This is a genomic window from Bacillus sp. CBEL-1 (assembly GCF_004348885.1).
Taxonomy (GTDB): domain Bacteria; phylum Bacillota; class Bacilli; order Bacillales; family Bacillaceae_H; genus Priestia; species Priestia aryabhattai_A.
In genome coordinates this window covers 208148-227882 of the sequence record NZ_SBIM01000008.1, presented here as the reverse complement: position 1 = coordinate 227882, position 19735 = coordinate 208148, and the positions used below count along the sequence as shown (strand labels likewise).

The 19735-nt window shown below is 37.8% G+C and carries 17 protein-coding genes; 12 read left to right on the top strand and 5 right to left on the bottom strand.

Annotated elements, in window-relative coordinates; genetic code table 11:
• Positions 1-145: 145 nt before the first annotated feature.
• From EPL02_RS07120 to EPL02_RS07075, 10 genes are all read left to right on the top strand, one after another.
• A complete protein-coding gene (locus EPL02_RS07120; RefSeq protein WP_131887373.1) occupies positions 146-1675 on the top strand; it encodes a phytoene desaturase family protein in 1530 nt (509 codons plus the stop codon).
• Positions 1672-3126, top strand: a complete 1455-nt coding sequence (locus tag EPL02_RS07115) for a phytoene desaturase family protein (protein ID WP_131887372.1) — start codon at positions 1672-1674, stop codon at positions 3124-3126. Before EPL02_RS07120 ends, EPL02_RS07115 begins: the two co-directional genes overlap by 4 nt.
• A 71-nt stretch (positions 3127-3197) precedes the next feature.
• A complete protein-coding gene (locus tag EPL02_RS07110; RefSeq protein ID WP_131887371.1) occupies positions 3198-4034 on the top strand; it encodes a phytoene/squalene synthase family protein in 837 nt (278 codons plus the stop codon).
• Positions 4035-4274: 240 nt separating this feature from the next.
• Complete coding sequence (locus EPL02_RS07105) at positions 4275-4616, top strand: P-II family nitrogen regulator (protein WP_094912867.1); 342 nt, start codon at positions 4275-4277, stop codon at positions 4614-4616.
• A gap of 26 nt (positions 4617-4642) precedes the next feature.
• The gene (locus EPL02_RS07100; protein WP_131887370.1) at positions 4643-6040 is read left to right on the top strand and encodes an ammonium transporter; all 1398 of its coding nucleotides are present in this window, start codon (positions 4643-4645) and stop codon (positions 6038-6040) included.
• A 131-nt stretch (positions 6041-6171) separates the two neighbouring features.
• Complete coding sequence (locus EPL02_RS07095; protein WP_131887369.1) at positions 6172-7617, top strand: alpha-amylase family glycosyl hydrolase; 1446 nt, start codon at positions 6172-6174, stop codon at positions 7615-7617.
• A gap of 89 nt (positions 7618-7706) precedes the next feature.
• Positions 7707-8726 (top strand): LacI family DNA-binding transcriptional regulator, encoded by a 1020-nt coding sequence (locus EPL02_RS07090; RefSeq protein ID WP_094912864.1) that lies wholly within the window; start codon positions 7707-7709, stop codon positions 8724-8726.
• A 270-nt stretch (positions 8727-8996) separates the two neighbouring features.
• Positions 8997-10544, top strand: coding sequence for an L-glutamate gamma-semialdehyde dehydrogenase (pruA, locus tag EPL02_RS07085; protein ID WP_094912863.1), 1548 nt, complete (start codon positions 8997-8999; stop codon positions 10542-10544).
• A 37-nt stretch (positions 10545-10581) separates the two neighbouring features.
• Positions 10582-11784 (top strand): ornithine--oxo-acid transaminase, encoded by a 1203-nt coding sequence (locus EPL02_RS07080; protein ID WP_094912862.1) that lies wholly within the window; start codon positions 10582-10584, stop codon positions 11782-11784.
• Between the two features lie 68 nt (positions 11785-11852).
• Positions 11853-13511 carry a M20/M25/M40 family metallo-hydrolase gene (locus EPL02_RS07075; protein ID WP_094912861.1) on the top strand — a complete coding sequence of 553 codons (1659 nt, stop codon included), beginning with the start codon at positions 11853-11855 and terminating at the stop codon, positions 13509-13511.
• A 10-nt stretch (positions 13512-13521) separates the two neighbouring features.
• Here the strand turns inward: EPL02_RS07075 and EPL02_RS07070 are convergent, their stop codons facing one another.
• From EPL02_RS07070 to EPL02_RS07060, 3 genes are all read right to left on the bottom strand, one after another.
• On the bottom strand, positions 13522-14919 hold the full coding sequence (locus EPL02_RS07070; protein WP_094912860.1) for a sigma-54 interaction domain-containing protein: 1398 nt from the start codon (positions 14917-14919) through the stop codon (positions 13522-13524).
• A 109-nt stretch (positions 14920-15028) separates the two neighbouring features.
• A complete protein-coding gene (locus EPL02_RS07065) occupies positions 15029-15895 on the bottom strand; it encodes an SDR family oxidoreductase (protein WP_131887368.1) in 867 nt (288 codons plus the stop codon).
• 138 nt (positions 15896-16033) lie between these two features.
• Positions 16034-16525 carry a YajQ family cyclic di-GMP-binding protein gene (locus tag EPL02_RS07060; RefSeq protein ID WP_131887367.1) on the bottom strand — a complete coding sequence of 164 codons (492 nt, stop codon included), beginning with the start codon at positions 16523-16525 and terminating at the stop codon, positions 16034-16036.
• Between the two features lie 189 nt (positions 16526-16714).
• Between EPL02_RS07060 and EPL02_RS07055 the strand changes: the two genes are divergently transcribed.
• Positions 16715-17578, top strand: coding sequence for a CvfB family protein (locus EPL02_RS07055; RefSeq protein ID WP_094912857.1), 864 nt, complete (start codon positions 16715-16717; stop codon positions 17576-17578).
• A 48-nt stretch (positions 17579-17626) separates the two neighbouring features.
• Here EPL02_RS07055 and EPL02_RS07050 read toward each other — a convergent pair whose 3' ends face one another.
• Entirely contained in the window at positions 17627-17758 is a 132-nt protein-coding gene (locus EPL02_RS07050) for a DUF3941 domain-containing protein (protein ID WP_076513403.1), read from the bottom strand.
• Between the two features lie 55 nt (positions 17759-17813).
• A complete protein-coding gene (locus tag EPL02_RS07045) occupies positions 17814-18677 on the bottom strand; it encodes a DegV family protein (protein ID WP_094912856.1) in 864 nt (287 codons plus the stop codon).
• 208 nt (positions 18678-18885) lie between these two features.
• On the opposite strand from EPL02_RS07045, the gene EPL02_RS07040 reads away from it, so the two are divergent.
• The gene (locus EPL02_RS07040; protein ID WP_094912855.1) at positions 18886-19734 is read left to right on the top strand and encodes a YitT family protein; all 849 of its coding nucleotides are present in this window, start codon (positions 18886-18888) and stop codon (positions 19732-19734) included.
• The last annotated feature ends 1 nt before the right edge of the window (position 19735 follow it).

Below are 19735 nucleotides of genomic sequence, written 5' to 3'. Positions count from 1 at the left end.
TTATGCAATTGTATGAGCAGTAATTTTAAGTATTTTTTACTAAATAATAGATTGAAAATAAATTCCACATATTTTTAATTGTGTTTAGGAAAGAAGATTTGTATAATATTTGTATAATAAATGTATAACTATTAGGGGGTTTATCATGCGAAAGCGTGTTATTGTAATTGGAGCAGGTCCAGGTGGTTTAGCGGCAGCTATGCTATTAGCAGGTCATGGGTATCAAGTAGATGTATTCGAAAAACAGCCGTACGTTGGTGGACGAAATGCTTCCATTCATATTAATGGATTTACCTTTGATATGGGTCCAACGTTTCTCAGCATGCCTCAAATTTTTGAAGAGCTGTTTGAATCTGTAAATCGAAACGCATACGATTATATGGATTTAAAGCGGTTGAATATGATGTATGAGCTAATATTTGATCGCTATAATATAAAGATGACGGATAATCATGAAGAAATGAAGCGGGAGATCGAGCGCGTTTTTCCAGGAAACGGCGAAGGGTACGATCGTTTTATGAAAGAAACAGAAGAGAAAATGAATGCACTTATGCCTCTGTTGCAAGGTCAGATGGATCGATATCATCACTATTTAAAGCCGGAAGCGTTAAAGGCTTTACCGCATCTATCGCTTGGTAAAACATTATACGACGTATTGAGCTCTTATTTTACCGAAGAAGAGCTGCGCTTAGCTTTTACATTTCAATCGAAGTATTTAGGAATGTCACCTTGGGAGTGTCCCGGTGCTTTTTCAATTTTGTCATTTATGGAGCACGCATACGGTGTTTTTCATCCAATTGGTGGCGTTAATCAGTTGTCTAAAGCAATGGCGAAGGTGATTCAAGAACATGGAGGAACCATCCATCTCAATCGAGGGGTAAAGAAAATATTAGTTGAAAATAAACAAGCCAAAGGTGTACTTCTTGAAAATGGAGAGGAAGTATTTGCTGATCAAGTGGTGGTAAATGGAGATTTTGCTCATGCTATGACGAATTTATTTGATGAAGGCGTTTTGAGAAAATATAAACCTGAAAAATTAGCAAAGAAAAAATATTCATGCTCAACTTTTATGATTTACTTAGGAATCGATAAGCAATTTGATTTACCTCATCATACAATTGTGTTTTCAAAAGATTACAAGAAAAATGTAGAGGAAATTACGAAAAGCTTACTGCTTTCAGAAGATCCTTCCATTTATATTCATAACCCAGTTGTAACGGACAAAACACTAGCGCCTGAAGGGAAGTCTGCTTTATATATTTTAGCACCCGTTCCAAATAATTTTAGCGAAATTGAATGGGATGAGAAGCAAAAAGAATTTCGTGATATTATCTTAAAAATCGTAGCGCAAAAAACGGGCTTTAAAAACTTAGAGGCGCATATTGAAGTCGAAAAAATCTTATCACCAAAGCAGTGGGAAGAAGATGTACTTGTATACAAAGGGGCAACATTTAATTTAGGACATCAGCTGTCACAAATGATGGTCTTGCGTCCCCATAATCAATTTGAAGAAGTGAAAAACTGCTGGCTTGTTGGTGGAGGAACACATCCAGGTAGCGGATTGCCTACTATTTTAGAGTCAGCGCGCATTACGGCAAAAGCAATCTTAAAGAAAGATCAACAGCTATTAAATGAACCATATAAAACAACGAATGAATTGGAGAGAGCCTTATGAAAATAGGAATTGTTGGAGGAGGTATAGGAGGTTTAACAACCGCTTTACTGTTGGCAAAGCAAGGGTTTCAAATCGATATATTTGAGAAAGAAAATCGGTTGGGAGGCCGTTTAGCGTTTGTTGAACACAATGGTTATCGCATCGATGAAGGACCAACAATTGTTTTATTACCAAAAATGCTAACAACAATTCTAGAGGAAGCAGGAATATCTTCAGACCAGTACGAATTAATCCAGTGTGATCCTCTTTACAAAATTCACTTTTCTGATGGTACAACATATACCAAGAGAGCTAAAGAAGAAGAGCAACTACGTGAAATTGAACGTTCGTTTCCGGGTGAATCCGAAAATTATAAACGTTTTATGATTGATATGAAAAAACGCTTTGAAGTGGGAGAGAAAGCCTTTTTGCAAAAGTCTTTCGTAAATAAATGGGATTTTTGGACGTGGCAAAATGTAAAGTTTTTAAAGCAGCTAAATGCTAATCAGTCTATGCATAAATTTGTGTCACGTTATTTTAATGATGAGCGCTTAGCTAGTGCTTATGCTTTACAATCTCTCTATATTGGTGGCAACCCCTATTCATCACCAGCAATTTATTCATTAATTCCATATAGTGAGCATGCTCATGGCATTTTTTATGTGAAGGGGGGCTATGCAAGCTTAGTTCCAGTACTAGAGAAAGCTTTAAAAAAAGCTGGTGTGCAAATTCATTTAAATGCGCCTGTAGATGAGCTAATTATTGAAGAGAATGAAGCTAAAGGTTTAAAAGTACGCGGTGAAATTAATGAATTTGACTCCGTGGTTTTAAACGGTGACTTTCCAAGTATGGCAAAAGTCTCAAAAGTAAAAGAAAAGAAATATGTACCTTCTTCAAGTTGCTTATTATTTTACTTTGGATTAAATAAGCGGTACGCTCATAGTAATATACATCAGTATTTTATGGGACAGGATTTCAATGAGCATATGGATCAAGTATTTAAGAATAAAACTGTTCCAACTGACCCTGCTATTTACACGTTTTATCCGTCTCTTATTGATGACACTCTTGCGCCGAAAGGAAAAGGTGTACTTTATGCGCTTGTTCCAGTACCCTCGGGTCATGACATTGATTGGGATACAGAATCCGCATTTATGGACCGAATAATTGATACGCTGGAGCAAAAAGGGTTCCCTGGCTTGCGACAAGCAATTGAATGGAAGCAAATTCGTACACCAAAGGATGCTTACGAATTTGGATTGTATGAAGGAGGTTCTTTTGGAATTGCGCCAGAGCTTTTTCAATCCGGTGTGTTTCGTCCACAGCTTCAACCCTACGAGTACAAAAATGTATACGCCGTTGGAGCGTCCATTCACCCTGGTGGAGGAGTACCTATTGTGATGCAAGGTGCTAAACTGCTAGCGGACTCGTTGGTTCAAGCATCTCATCAATCGTTTGAAAAGTTGTCATAAGTGAACATCATGAAAGATGGTAGACTGTATTGAATATTAATTATCCTTTTAAAACGAGAGGAGTAACGACTATGAGCCTACTATTAACGGAAGCTTATAAACAATGTGAAGTAATTATTGCAGCGAATTCGAAAACATTCTATAAGGCTTTTTCCATGTTGCCATCTAAACAAAAGAACGCGGTTTGGGCTGTTTATGCATTCTGTCGCCAAGTGGATGATATTGTCGACGAAGGAAACAACCCGAAAGCAGAATTAGAGCATTTTAAAGCGCAGTTCTCTAGATTTAGAAAGGGAGAATCGATAGATACAGCGATGTGGATTGCTTTAAGAGATGTATTTGATCAGTACGAAATGAATGAAAAAGCTTTTGAAGATATGGTTATTGGTCAAGAGATGGATTTAGTGAAGCATGAATATGAAACGCTTAACGAAGTTAAATTGTATTCTTATCATGTTGCTAGTACAGTAGGTTTAATGCTATTGCCGATACTAGCTCCGAAAACGCATCGCGAATTGGAAGCAGATGCAGTTTCTCTTGGAATTGCGATGCAAATTACAAATATCTTACGTGATATAGGAGAAGATCTAGAACGGAAGCGAGTATACTTACCAAAAGATATCATGGAAGAGAAAGGCTATACGATGGGGATGCTTTATAATCAAGAAGTTAACCCTGCATTTGTTTCAATGTGGGAAGAACTTGCGACTGAAGCAGAGCGGCTTTATGAAGAAGGATTACAGTCTCTTCACAAATACCCAATTTCTTCACGGCTTCCTTTAAAAGGAGCTGCCCATTTGTATCGAGCGATCTTAGAGAAAATTCGAAAAGAAGAATATCGTGTATTTACTCAAAAGCATTACGTAACAAGTCTACAAAAACAAACAATTTTAACATCAATTTCCTAAAAAAGCGAGTAGTTGAACTACTTGCTTTTTTGTGTCTAAAAACATAATAAAATTCAATTTTTTTACAATAAATACAAACTTTTCTCTTAAAAATTTAATGATAACGATTACATAACGTGTTTTTGAAAAAAATCTTATTTTTTATTGAAATTAGCTTGAATTTTTTGAAAAATCATCATATGATATTAAACATAACATATAATGTAATAAAATCTTACATCAAAACAGGGGGAACGATGAATGAAGAAGGTGGAAGCAATTATCCGTCCAGAAAAGTTTCAGTCGTTACGTGAGAAGTTAGAAGAAGTGGGAATTAACGGTTTAACCGTTTCAGAAGTTGCAGGCTGTGGTCAACAAAAGGGAGAGCAAGGACTATTTAGAGGTCAAAGTTTTGAAATTAAGCTCGTTCCTAAAGTGAAGGTTGAAATGGTTGTAGAAGCCGAACACGTTGATGAAATTATCAAAATCGTTCAATCTACGTGCTCCACAAACCAAATTGGTGACGGTAAGATTTTTGTATATTCAATTGAAGATGCAGTTCGTATTCGCACAGGCGAAGCGGGTTTACAAGCTATATTATAAAAACAGTCTGAAAGGATGATCATTGTATGAAGAAGAAAATAGGTGCTTTGTTGATGTTAGGTTTATTAACATCAACGACAGCTTACGCTGCAGATCCAACAGTGGAATCGGTCAGTGCTTCAATCGATATGATGTGGGTCATGTTTGGAGCGGTACTAGTATTCTTAATGCATGCAGGCTTCGCCATGGTAGAGACAGGTTTTACACGTTCTAAAAACGCATTAAACATCTTGATGAAAAATATGCTCACAGTGGCAATTTCGTCAGTCCTATATTTTGTTATTGGTTTTGCTTTAATGTTTGGAGATTCAAGCGGTGGCTTTATTGGAACAAGTGGATTTTTCTTAAATGGTCAAAGTGATCAAATGAGTTTCTTTGTATTCCAAATTGTATTTGCTGCTACATGTGCAACGATTATTTCAGGTGCTGTTGCAGAACGTATGAAGTTATCGAGCTATATGTTGTTAACGATTGTAATGGTAGCCATTATCTATCCGGTTGTAGGCCACTGGATTTGGGGTGGTGGCTGGCTATCAGAACTAGGCTTTGTTGACTTTGCAGGCTCAACAGTTGTCCACTTAACAGGTGCATTAGGTGCAGTCGTTGCAGTTTCATTCTTAGGAGCACGTCTTGGTAAATATGGTAAAGATGGTTCTGTAAATGCAATTCAAGGACATAATATTCCTCTTGGAGCGCTAGGCGTATTCATTTTATGGTTTGGTTGGTTTGGGTTTAATGGTGGAAGTACACTAGCTGCTGATCCTTCACTAGTGCCTTCAATTATCGCTACAACGCTAATGTCAGCATCGTGTGGAGTATTATCTTCAGCTCTTTATACGAAGCTACGTTATAAGCGTATAGATGCAAGTTTAACGTTAAATGGTGCTTTAGCTGGATTAGTTGGTATTACAGCAGGAACAGCAAATGTATCGATCCCAGGTGCAATCGTAATTGGTTTAATCTCCGGTGTAATTCTTGTTGAAGCTGTTAATATTATCGATAGTAAAATGAAGCTAGATGATCCCGTTGGAGCAATTACAGTTCATGGTGTATGTGGAATTTGGGGAACGTTAGCAGTTGGGCTATTTGATACAGCAAATGGGTTGTTCTACGGTGGAGGCGCTCAATTACTTGGAGTTCAAGCAATTGGTATCCTAGCGGTTATGGCTTGGACAATGGGGACAGTTGGAATTTTCTTATTCCTCTTAACAAGAATTACATCTATTCGTGTATCAAGTGAAGAAGAAATTGCTGGTCTAGATTTTGCAGAGCATGGCTCATCAGCTTACGAATTCCGTGAAAACTTATTATCTAAAGGAAATTCGGATATCAACCCAGAATTCGGATTAGGGCTGATTGACCGCTTAAACAGCGTTGGAAAAAGCTCTAGTAAAGTAAATAGCGGTGTGAAGGAATCGGTTTAGAAAGATGTTGAGCTAGGTGTTTATCACCTAGCTTTTTTTGTGTGTTAATAAGAGTTGATAAGAAAGCGTTGACGTTTAATTGTTAAAAGCGATACTCTAGAGAAAAGGCTCTATGACAGGGGAGATGAGGAGTGGGGAGAAAATTGATTAGCTTGCTGTTAGGAATGCTGTTTGTTAGCTTTATTCCTGTACAAGCTGATGCAAGAGAACCAATTAAAGACGAGATTATGTATCATGTGATGGTGAATCGTTTTCAAAACGGAGACGAGCGTAATGACTTGAACGTAGACTATAATAATCCTCTCAGTTTTTACGGTGGAGATATAAAAGGACTGCAAAACCGAATTCCATACATAAAGGACATGGGGTTTACAACGATTATTATAACGCCAGTATTTAAAAACGATGAACGTGGATACCACGGTTATAACGTTACCGACCATTATCAAATGGATGAGCGCTTTGGAACGTTGCCACAAATGAAACAATTTATTGAACAAGCTCATAAAGAAAAAATGAAAGTGGTAATGGAACTGCCTTTAACAATTAGTGAAAAACACCCGATGCTCAAAGATTCCAGTAAGAACGATTGGTTCACTAAGCAAGGAGAAACGATAAGTTTAAAAAGTGATCAACCTGGTGTGCAAGCATATATAGAAGATGTCGGAGAGTGGTGGATTAAACAGACAAATTTAGATGGCTACTATTTAACTGATATCAATGATTTTCCAGCGGCTTTTGTAAATCGATTGTCAGAACAATTTAAGCATGAGAAAAAGGGTTTTTATTTAATTGGTGAAGGTAAAAATGGAGAAGATATAAAATCTCGCTCATTAGATTTATTTGTGAACCAAGAGCAATCAATTGAACAAGCAAAAGAATTAAGTAGAAGCGGTTCACTTCCTCAGCTAAGCAATTATTTTAATCAAGTTGGCGGTGCTTTCTTAGACAGTCCGCGAACGGAGCGTTTCACGCGAACCATACTCCAGGCTAGCGAGCATCCAGTGGTGCGTACTAAGCAAGCATTAACGTATTTATATTTGTCTTCTTCAGTGCCTATTGTTTATTATGGTACAGAAATTGCGCTAGACGGGGGCAAAGGAACTGACGCGCATCGTCTGATGAATTTTCAATCGAACCCGGAAATTATTGAGTATATCACAAAGTTGGCAGGAGTGAGAGCTGAACTTATGTCCGTCCGTCAAGGCGAGGTCACTCAACTTTCAAATGACAAAGGAATGGGCGTGTACCTTTATAAAGATGAAGGTGAGCAAGCGCTGTTTGTGATAAATAATAATTCCCGTGCACAAGTTGTTCAAATAGAAGAAAAAGAAATCGGTGAAGATCAAGAGCTAAGAGGCCTTGTAGAGGGCGGCATCATCCGAGCTCTAAATGGACAGTATAGCATACAACTAGATTCAGATTCTTCTAATATATATCGAATAGCTAAAGATAAAGGAGTTAATATATGGTATATTAGTATGATGGTTTTTGTTTATGGCGGCTTTTTGATTTTTTTAATTGCAGCTTCTAAAAAAAGAAAAAAACGTAAGTTAACCAATGCTGAAAAACAATAGGATTTTCAATCGTTTGATGATACTATTTGATTATAAAATGTCAGCGCTATCAAGTGATGAAGAGATGATCATATAGGAGGGGACATACGGTGAGCGTAACAATAAAAGATGTAGCAAATTTAGCAAAGGTAGCTCCTTCTACAGTCTCACGCGTAATTGCAAATAGTTCAAGAATTAGTGAGAAAACAAAACAACGAGTACGTGAAGCGATGGAAGAGTTAGGCTATCATCCTAATATCATTGCTCGTAATTTAGCTAATAAAACAACAGAAGCAATTGGTATAGTGATGCCAAGCTCTGCTGGGAACGTTTTTCAAAATCCATTTTTCCCAGAAGTGCTACGCGGGATTAGTACAGGTGCTCACGAAAAAAAGCGAGCTATTTATATGTCAACTGGTGAAGCGGAATCAGAAATTTTAAGAGAAGTAATGCAAATGGTACAAGGGAGAAGAGTAGACGGACTAATTCTCTTATATTCTAAAATTGATGATCCAGTATTAGCGTATTTACAGGAGCAAAATATTCCGTTTGTTGTAGTTGGAAAGCCATTCAAAAATAGTGAGCATATCACGTATGTAGACAACGATAACTTTAAAGCAGCAAAAGAAGCAACAGAATACTTAATTGAACTAGGGCATAATCGAATTGCGTTTATTGGAGGTAGTTTAGATCTTGTTGTAACGATTGATCGTTTAACAGGTTACGATAAAGCAATACAAGGAGCCGGGATTCCCTATCGTAGTGAATATGTAATTCATGAAGAATTTTTACAAGAAGGTGGGAAAGAAGCTGTTTGTGAGTTATTAAGTTTAAAAGAACGACCAACTGCTCTCGTTGTAGCTGATGATTTAATGGCTTTAGGTGTACTCAATACCCTTGATGAGATTGGAATTTCAGTCCCAGAAGATATGTCCATTATTAGCTTCAATAATGTACTAATTGCTGAAATGGCAAGACCCGCACTTACATCGATTGATATTAATATCTTTGAATTAGGCTATCAGGCTGTCCGTAGCTTGACGAAAAAAATTGAAGCGTCTTCTCAACCAATTGAAAGTATTCGTATTCCACATTCAATTGTAACAAGGCACTCATGTAAAAAGCGGTAATAGGTAAGAAACGACTGTATATATACAGTCGTTTTTTCTATTAATCAAACGTTTGTTTAAATGTCAAAAACCTTGTGGTAGTAAGTGCGAATAAGATTACGCAAAAAAATTTTGCTTATTAACAAAAACTTTTTTTGCATGCAAATATTTTTTGCTATTAATTTGAGCTTAATTTCTTGAAAAATAAGAAAAAAACGGAGATACGCATGTTGGCATCAATCTTGCAATAAAGATTAGTGAGTAGAAAAGTTAATCTTAGGAGGTATTTACATGGTACGTACATATCAACATGAACCATTTACTAATTTTAAAGATGAAAAGAATCAACAGCTATTTCAAGAAGCTTTATCATACGTGAGTACACAATTGGGAAAAACATACCCACTTATTATTAACGGTGAGCGTATTGAAACAGAAGAAAAAACAACGTCTATTAACCCTTCAAACAAGACAGAAGTAATTGGCTACGTCTCATTAGCAAATCAAGAGCTAGCTGAAAAAGCAATGAATGCGGCGTTAGAGGCTTTTGAAGAATGGAAAAAGTGGAAAGCTGAAGATCGAGCAAATATTTTATTCCGCGCAGCAGCAATGCTAAGACGCCGTAAGCACGAATTTTCTGCCTATTTAGTAAAAGAAGCTGGAAAGCCTTGGAACGAAGCAGATGCAGATACAGCAGAAGCTATTGACTTCATCGAATATTATGCAAGGCAAATGCTGGAGCTTACAAAAGGACAGCCGGTTAACAGCCGTCCAGGTGAATATAATCAGTATAACTATGTTCCGTTAGGTGTGGGTATCATTATTTCACCTTTTAACTTTCCGTTAGCAATTATGGCTGGAACGGCAATTGCAGCCATTGTGAGTGGAAACACTATTTTACTAAAACCAGCTGATGCAACGCCGGTTATTGCTGCTAAATTTGTAGAGCTCATGGAAGAAGCAGGTTTGCCAAAAGGTGTTCTTAACTTTACTCCTGGTAAAGGATCTATTATTGGAGATTATTTAGTTGAACATCCAAAAACAAGATTTGTTTCGTTTACGGGTTCTCGAGAAGTGGGATGTCGTATTTATGAACGCGCAGCGAAAGTACAACCAGGCCAAATTTGGCTAAAGCGTGTGATTGCAGAAATGGGTGGTAAGGATACGGTATTGGTTGATCGCGATGCCGATTTAGAGTTAGCTGCTTCATCCATCGTTTACTCTGCTTTTGGTTTTTCTGGTCAAAAGTGTTCAGCAGGATCAAGAGCCGTTATTCATGAAGACGTATATGATGAGGTTGTCGAAAAGGTTGTCTCTTTAACACAAACTTTAACAGTCGGGAATCCAGAGAGCGTAGATACGTACATGGGACCAGTTATTCACCAAGCATCGTTTGATAAAATTATGAGTTACATTGAGATTGGTAGAACAGAAGGAGATTTATTAGTAGGAGGAGAAGGAGACTCATCTAACGGTTTCTTTGTCCAGCCAACTGTATTTGGAAACGTAGACCAAGACGCTCGTTTAATGAAGGAAGAAATTTTCGGGCCAGTTGTGGCAATTTGTAAAGCAAGAGACTTTGATCACATGTTAGAAGTTGCAAACAATACAGATTATGGATTAACAGGCGCAGTCCTATCGAATACGCGTGCTAATATCGAGCGTGCGCGCGAAGAGTTTCATGTTGGAAACTTATATTTTAATAGAGGGTGTACGGGAGCGATTGTTGGTTATCAGCCATTTGGTGGGTTCAATATGTCAGGCACTGACTCAAAGGCTGGTGGTCCTGATTATTTATTACTTCATATGCAGGCGAAAACAACATCTGAAATGTTCTAATCACATACGTAAGATAAAATGAAGGAGGATGACTTGAATGGTACAGGTAAAACAAACAGACACAATTATTCAACAAACGGAAAGATTTGGCGCAAATAACTATCATCCACTACCAATTGTTATTGAAAAAGCAGAAGGAGTGTGGGTGCATGATCCAGAAAATAATAGATATATGGATATGCTGAGCGCGTATTCAGCGGTTAACCAAGGGCATCGTCACCCTAAAATTATTGAAGCACTAAAGCGTCAAGCAGATAAAGTTACGTTAACGTCACGCGCTTTTCATAATGACCAGTTAGGTCCATGGTATGAGAAAATTTGTAAAATGACAAATAAAAATATGGCACTACCGATGAATACGGGAGCCGAAGCGGTTGAAACAGCAGTTAAAGCTGCTCGTCGTTGGGCTTATGATGTAAAAGGCGTTGCTGAAAATCAAGCACAAATTATTGCTTGTGAAGGGAATTTCCATGGCCGTACAATGACTGCTGTTTCGCTATCATCAGAAGCAGAGTATAAGCGAGGATTCGGTCCGATGCTACCAGGGATTAAAACAATTCCATATGGTGATTTAGAAGCATTAAAAGCTGCTATTACACCAAATACAGCAGCGTTTCTTATTGAACCGATTCAAGGTGAAGCAGGGATAGTGCTTCCGCCAGAAGGATTCCTAAAAGCAGCCTTTGATCTTTGTAAAGAAAATAACGTTCTCTTCATTGCAGATGAAATTCAAGTAGGGTTGGCTCGCACTGGTAAGCTATTTGCTTACGAGTGGGAAGGTTTTGAACCTGACATGCTGATTTTAGGAAAAGCATTAGGAGGAGGCGTGTTCCCAATTTCATGCGTTGTTGCAAATGATGATATCTTAGGTGTATTTAATCCAGGATCGCACGGTTCTACGTTTGGAGGAAATCCACTCGCTTGTGCTGTTTCCCTAGCATCGTTAGAAGTAATTGAAGAAGAAGAATTAGCAAACCGCTCATTAGAATTAGGCAATTACTTCAAAGAAGAGCTAAATAAAATTGGAAACCCGATTATTAAAGAAGTTCGCGGTCGCGGTCTATTTATTGGTGTAGAGCTATACGAAGCAGCTCGACCATATTGTGAAAAATTAAAAGCAGAAGGTCTTTTATGTAAAGAAACGCATCACACAGTTATTCGATTTGCTCCACCGCTCACAATTTCAAAAGAAGAGCTTGATTGGGCAATTGAGCGAATTCAAAAAGTATTTTATGCCTAAAAAGCCCAGTCGTACGGTGTTAAACCGTGCGGCTGAGCTTTTTTATAATAGAAGGAGATGTTGCGAATATGTATGAACAACTTGCTCACTTGTCATTAGAACAAAAAGTAGAAGTTCTTACAAAAACATTGGTAGAAATCGAAAGCGTCAATGGAACAGAAGGAGAGGAGAAGCTTGCTGAATTTGTAAAAGAGTTACTTCAAACATTTCCTTATTTTAGTGAAAATCCTCATCATCTATGGATACAACATGTTCCTCATGACCCCGTGAACCGGAAAAATGTTTTTGCATTTGTGAAAGGCGCAAAGCAATCAGCAAAAACCATTGTATACCATGCGCATTTAGATACAGTGGGGATAGATGATTATGGACATCTTAAGCATATTGCATACGATGCTGATGAATTAAAGACATATTTCATGATTCAGCAAAAAGATCCAGAAGTTCAAGCTGATGCAGCATCAGGTGATTGGCTGTTTGGGCGTGGAGCCCTTGATATGAAAAGTGGAATTGCCGTTCATCTTGTTAACATCCTTTACTTTACAGAAAAGATCAAGGAGCTGGAAGGAAATATCTTATTGGTCATTAATGGAGATGAAGAAAGTGAACATAGAGGAATTTTAGCTGCTGTTAAAGAATTGAAACGCTTGAAAATAAAATATCAGTTAGACTATGTAACAGCCATTAACAATGACTTTATTGCGCCTTTGTATGAAGGAGATCAAACCCGCTATCTCTATACAGGTACAGCTGGAAAAGTATTGCCATGCTTTTATGTTCATGGTCGTACGGTACACGTAGGCGATACGCTACGAGGAATTGATCCAAATGTGATTGCCTCTGAGCTTACACGAAGCATTCATAATAACATGAGCTTAGCGGAGGAGATTGAAGGTGAAATGATTTTACCACCGACTTGTCTGTACCAGAGAGATGGCAAAGAAACATATAATGTGCAGACAGCTGTATATACGCATTTGTACTTTAATTACTTCATGTATGAAAAGAAAATCAATGAAGTAACGAATGAATTGCTGAAGGTTGCACGTCAAGCATGTCAAGAGGTTGAAAACAGACTTAATCAAGCGTATGAAGATTTTTGCAGAAGAGCTCAATTGCCTAACCGCACCCTATCATTTGAGATAGAAGTTGTCACGCTACATCAATACCTTTTAGACTTACAGACACAAGGCATCGATCCGCGCCCCCATATCGAGCAAACCCTAATTAAATATGAGCTGTTAGAAGCTCGAATGAAAGCTTTTAAGTTAGTAGAAGTACTTCAAGCTTTGGATACTTCTCATAAGCCGCGAGTTATTTTGTTTTATGCACCACCTTATTTACCGCATAATCACGTCGATATAAGTACTGAAAAGGGAAATGAGGTTTTGAACGCGATACATGCTTGTGTAGAAAAGTTCACATCTGAAACGAATGAGCAATTCGAAGTGCGAAAGTTTTTCCCTTATCTATCTGATGGAAGTTTTTTGTCATTTTCAGAAACAAACGAAGAAATACATTCGTTCACGAGGAACTTTCCAGGTTGGGAATTTAATCAGACCATTCCGTTTCAAGAAATTAAAGAGTTGGACCTTCCGTCTATCAACCTTGGCGTATACGGAAAAGATGGTCATAAATGGACGGAAAGAGTCTATAAGCCTTATTCATTTAAGATTTTACCTCAATTTATCCAACAGGTGACAACGGAGCTGTTGAAAGCGAAATAAGGCAGAAGCCTTATTTCGTAATGTTCAAACGGCGCATTCGATATTGTAAGCTCTGCCTGCTCATTCCTAGTGCCTTAGCTGTCTGAGAAATGTTGTCATCATGTTGCTCTAGTGCTTCTTTAATACAGTGAGCTTCAAACTGCAAAAGCTGACTTTTTAAGGGGACATAAGCTTGATCTTCGTTCCGGACATGGCTTATCACTCTGGTATTAACAGGCGGAAGGAAGCGATTTTGATACTGGAATGGTAAGTGATGGTAGTGTATTTCCTCTTCACCAATCATCAAGTTCATCGCACCTTCAATAACGTGTTCTAACTCTCTAACGTTACCAGGCCATTCGTAATGTAAAAAAGATGACATGACTCGCTCATCAATTCCCATTACCTCCATTTGAAAGCGATCGTTGTACTTTTGAATAAATGTTTTAACGAGCGCTGGTATATCTTCTTTACGCTCTCTTAGAGGTGGAATCTGTATCGTGACAACCCCTAAGCGATAGTATAAGTCTTTTCGTAATCGATGTTCGTTAATAGCATTAATAGGGTCTTCGTTCATATTAGCGATAATACGAACATCTATCGTTCTTTCTTTCGTGTCGCCAATGCGACGAATCGTTTTTTCCTGCAAAACACGAAGCAGCTTCGCTTGAAGATTTGTAGGAAGCGAATTTATTTCATCTAATAGTAAAGTTCCTCCATTAGCTTGTTCAAAAAGTCCAGGCTGGTCTGCTGCGCCTGTAAAAGCACCTCGAACTGTTCCAAAAAGGAGGCTTTCCATTAAAGTATCTGGAATTGCAGCACAGTTTTGTGAAATAAACGGTTTAGCCGATCGACTGCTCCCATTATGTATGCTTTGAGCAAACAATTCTTTTCCCGTGCCTGTGTCACCTACAATTAAAACGGATGAAGGAGTGCGCGTGGCTCGTTTCGCGACATTTACTACATCTTGCATAGCTGTACTGCTACCGATAATCTGCTCAAATGTTATCATTTTTGGCTCTCGATGTCGGTTGTTCTCACGGATAAGCTTCTCAAGCTGAGTTACATCTTTCGCAATTTCAACTGCGCCTTTAATTTTCCCATTATCAATGATTGGAAATGTGTTATTGATGGTCGTAATTTCTTTTCCTTTATTGTTGAAATACGTTTGTTTTACGTTAATAGTTGATTTACCCTCACGTAGAGCTTTGACAAGCGTACTCTCTTGATTATCTTGAAACATGAAAACATCCAGCACGTTCTTGTGAAGCACATCGTGCTTTTCCATGGATTCCATTTGCATCATTTGTTCATTATAAATAATGGTTGTACCATGTTCATCAATTGCATGAATACCAGCATCAACCTCATTAATAATTTTTTCGAAGATGGACTGAACCAGCGGTGTAGAATAGTTAGACTTTGTCATTTCCTCAATCCCCTTTAAAGCAGCATCGTATCATCTATTATTTAAGCAGATATGTCTTTTATATGCAAAAAGAAGAAGCTGTAGAGAAGTCTACAGCTTCAATAACAAATTATCCATTTACAATGGTTCCACCGTTTATATGGATAACTTGTCCAGATATATAAGATGAATCGCTGCTTGCTAAAAATACATAAGCAGGTCCAAGCTCAGAAGGCTGACCAGCACGCTGCATCGGCGTGTCTGCTCCAAATGAAGCTACTTGCTGTTCATCAAATGTTGAAGGGATAAGAGGTGTCCAAATAGGTCCAGGAGCAACGCCATTTACTCGAATCCCTTTTGCTGCTAATGATGCTGACAACGAGCGAGTGAATGATACAATGGCTCCTTTTGTTGATGAGTAATCAATAAGCTGATCGTGACCATGATAAGCAGTCACAGACGTTGTATTAATAATAGAACTTCCTTTTTTTAAGTGAGGCATCGCTGCTTTTGTAAAATAAAAGAATGAGAAAATATTTGTTTGAAACGTTCGCTGTAGCTGTTCTGCACTAATCTGTGTAATATCTTTTTGAGGATGCTGCTCAGCTGCGTTATTTACCAAGATATCAAGTTGTCCAAACTTCTGAACGGTTTCATGAACCACTTTTTCACAAAACAGCTCTTCACCGATATCTCCAGAAAGAGCTAAGCACGACACGCCACATTCTTCAATGGTCTTTTTCGTTTCACCTGCATCGTCATGCTCATCTAAATACGTAAGAACAATATTGGCACCTTCCTTTGCGAAATGGTATGCAACCGAACGTCCAATACCGCTGTCACCCCCTGTAATAATCGCTACTTTTCCAGAAAGTTTGCCACTGGCTTTATAGTCTGTGGCAATAGAAGTTGGTTTTGGATTCATTTCTGATTCAATGCCAGGTTGTGTTTGCTGATGCTGTGGGGGAAAGGTTTGTTTTTGCTGTTGTTGACTCATTTGCTCATACACTCCTTTAAAAGTAATTGATGATATTGAACGTAAATAGTATGCGTGGTGCTAGAATAAGTATGCGTAAAGGAAAAAAAGACCAATAGCATAGCTACTGGTCTTTACCCTTAATAATAATGAATAAACTTAGCGATAATTAATAAACTGCACGTCAATTGATAAATCTGCTTCTCTAATTGCGGCAATGACTTGTTGTAGATCATCGCGGCTTTTAGCGCTTACACGCAGCTGATCATCTTGAATCTGGCTCTTTACTTTTAATCCGCTTTTTTTGATTAGAGCAGTAATCTTTTTAGCATTTTCTTTATCGATACCTTGAATCAGCTTACCGCGCTGGCGGACTGTACCACCTGAAGCGTTCTCAACTTTACCATATTCAATATTCTTTGTTGGTACACCGCGCTTAATTAATTTTGAAACCATAACATCCTTCAGTTGTTCCAGCTTAAACTCATCATCTGAAACTAATACGAGCTCTTCCTTATCAACAGAAATGTCGCTTTTGCTTCCTTTAAAATCATAGCGGTTTCGAATTTCTTTTAAAGCCATTGTGATTCCATTTGTTACTTCTTGTAAGTCAACCTGTGATACTACGTCAAATGAGCTATCTTTTGCCATAGAATCCTCCTTGTTTTTTTCTTTAATTATAAATAAAACGAAAAGGGGATACAACTGATATTGAACAAGCATCTTGAAATTGATACAATACAATTTTGAACGTTTGTTTTCGTAGTGTAGAATCAATGATGAGAGTACAATTCGATTATAAAAGGAATAAATGAACTTCACATAAAGGATGGATAAAAAATGAGTAGAGTAGAACCAGGCCAAAGAGCATATTTGACTGTAAGCCGTGAAACGCCGATGGGATATATGCTTGATAGCGAAGATGGAGAGATTCTTCTTCATAAAAATGAAACAACGCAAGAGTTAGCAGAACAAGAAGAAGTAGAAGTGTTTGTATACTTAGATAACCAAAGTCGACTAACAGCTACGATGCATATGCCAGTTGTTGAAGAGGGAACGTATGCGTGGGTTGAAGTAGTTGACGTAAATGATGATTTAGGTGTATTTGTGGATATCGGTATGAGCAAAGACATGCTTATCGGTTCAACGGACCTTCCAGCTCTAGAAAGCCTGTGGCCTGATGTAGGCAACAAGCTTTATTGTACGATGAAAATATCAAAGCGTGGAAAAATTTATGGCAAAGTTGCCACAGATGACGTTATGAAAGCAATGGCTAAGCCGGCTCCAAGTCATCTGTTTAATCGCGAAGTCACGGGTCGTATCTATCGCGTGCTACGAGTAGGGTCTTTTATTATGACAGAAGAAGGTTATGTTGGATTTATTCACGAATCAGAACGTAAGGAAGAGCCGAAGATTGGAGCGCTTGTAACGGGACGTGTTGTGAATGTAAAAGAAGACGGTACATTGAATGTTTCGTTACTACCCCGAAAACAAGAAAGTATGGATGAAGATGCGCAGGTGTTATACGATTACATGGAAAGTCGCGGAGGCGTTATGCCATTTTGGGATAAAAGTTACCCAGAAGATATTCGTACACGTTTTAATATGAGTAAAGCAGCGTTTAAGCGCGCCTTAGGAAAGCTAATGAAAGAAGACAAGGTGTATCAAGAAGAGGGCTGGACATACTTTAAAAAAGATAAATAAAGACGAAACAAAACCGCTTGGAACCATCCAAGCGGTTTTGTCATGAATTTATAGGTGATCTGTCTTTTTAGAAAATGAATGTTTTCCTGCTTGTCGATTTCTTTGTTCATGTAGATTCTTTTGTTCTTGCTTTGCTTGATTATCTTTTGCTTTTTTATCATTATCACTTGTATGAGGCATTCTAACACACACTCCTTTTTAGAACATATCGTTAGATTACCCTGAACTATAAGCATTATTCGATAATGTCGTTTAAAAAGAAAAGTGCAATCGTCCCAGGTCCAGCGTGAGAACCAACAGCTGCTCCAATCATGTTAATTAAAAACGATTTGGAGCCAAATCGCTCTTCAATTAGTACTTTTAACTGCTTAGCTGTTTCTTCATCATCACCGTGGCTAATTGCGATTGTTTGGTCCCTTAGATTTTTTGCACCGCGTTCTTCCATGATATCGACCATACGCTTTAACACTTTCTTGCGTCCTCTTAATTTTTCAATTGGAACGAGCTTACCATCTTCAACATGTAATAAAGGTTTGATATTTAGCAATCCTCCAACAAATGCAGAAGCTTTGCTTACGCGTCCACCTTGTGCAAGAAAATCAAGGTCGTCTACCGTGAAGATATGCTCCATGCTAGTCGCATATTGTTTTGTCTTTGCTACAAGTTCTTTAAAGCTGAGGCCAGTTGCCAGCTGTTGAACGGCATAGTGTACAACAAGACCCTGCCCAAGAGAAGCGCATTTTGTATCAATAATTTCTAGCTCGAAGTTAGGGTACGTTTCTAATAGTTCATTTTTAACCATCACAGCCGTTTGATAAGTTCCTGAGAGTTCAGAAGAAAATGCAATATAAACACATTGCTCGTCTAATTTGGCCAACTCTTCAAATGTTTCATATAAAGTAGTTGGAGCAGCTTGAGATGTTTTCGGCATTGCTCCTTCTCGAATGGCTTTGTATACTTCTGCAGGGTTGATTGTTTCTAAATCTAAATATTCTGTATCGCGTAAATGAACACGAAGAGGGAGTAACGAAACGTTATTTTCTTCGAAAAAAGAACGTGGTAAGTCACTAGCACTGTCTGTTAAAATTTTTATTGACATAAATGTCACCTTCCTACTACATTTATCTAAGCGTTTACTTTTTTACAGTTTGACGGAAAGAAAATAAATACAATAATAATACTAGTGTATAAGTACTGAGGAAAAAATACAATTTATGAATAATTTTTTTATAAAGTAAAAATGTTCATACTATAAAAAAAGAATGAGCAAATACTACATGTATACATAGTTTGGAGGTCTGAAACAATTGAACAAGTGGCTGGAAGTCAAAAAAATTATTGTTGTTACAGTTGGTGCTTTATTAAACGCAGTTGCTTTAAACTTATTTCTAATTCCAGCGAATGTTTATTCCAGTGGATTTACAGGAGTTGCCCAATTAATTTCAAGTGTTGTAACTGACTATACGCCATTTACAATTTCTACAGGTATTCTGCTGCTTTTATTAAACATTCCCGTAACGATTTTAGGTTGGAAAAAGGTAGGTAAGACATTTACGATTTATAGCTTCTATAGCGTCTTAGCTACAACGGTGTTTTTAGAGTTTGTACCGATTGAAGCTTTATCTCAAGACATCATTTTAAACGCGGTATTTGGAGGAGTCATTTTAGCTGTAGGAGTAGGAATTACGCTGAAGTTTGGTGCTTCAACGGGAGGGTTAGACATCATTGCTATGGTGTTATCACGTATGAAGGATAAGCCAATTGGTGGTTATTTATTTACGTTAAATGCTGTCATTATTGCAGCTGCAGGTTTGTTATATGGTGCGGAAAAATCATTATATACGTTGGTTGCTTTATATACGACGACAAGGGTCATCGATGTTATTCATACGCGCCACGTGAAAGTGACAGCTATGATTGTGACCAAAAAAGGCGAGGAGCTTAGAAAAGCCATTCATTCCAAATTAGTACGAGGTATCACTGCTGTTCCTGCAAAAGGTGGTTTTACAAATGAAGAGAAGGAAATGCTAATGATTGTTTTGACAAGGTATGAGCTGTTTGATTTAGAAAAAACCATTAAAGAGGTTGATCCTCATGCATTCACAAACATTGTACAAACGACAGGCATATTTGGGTTATTTCGCAAAGACGAATAAA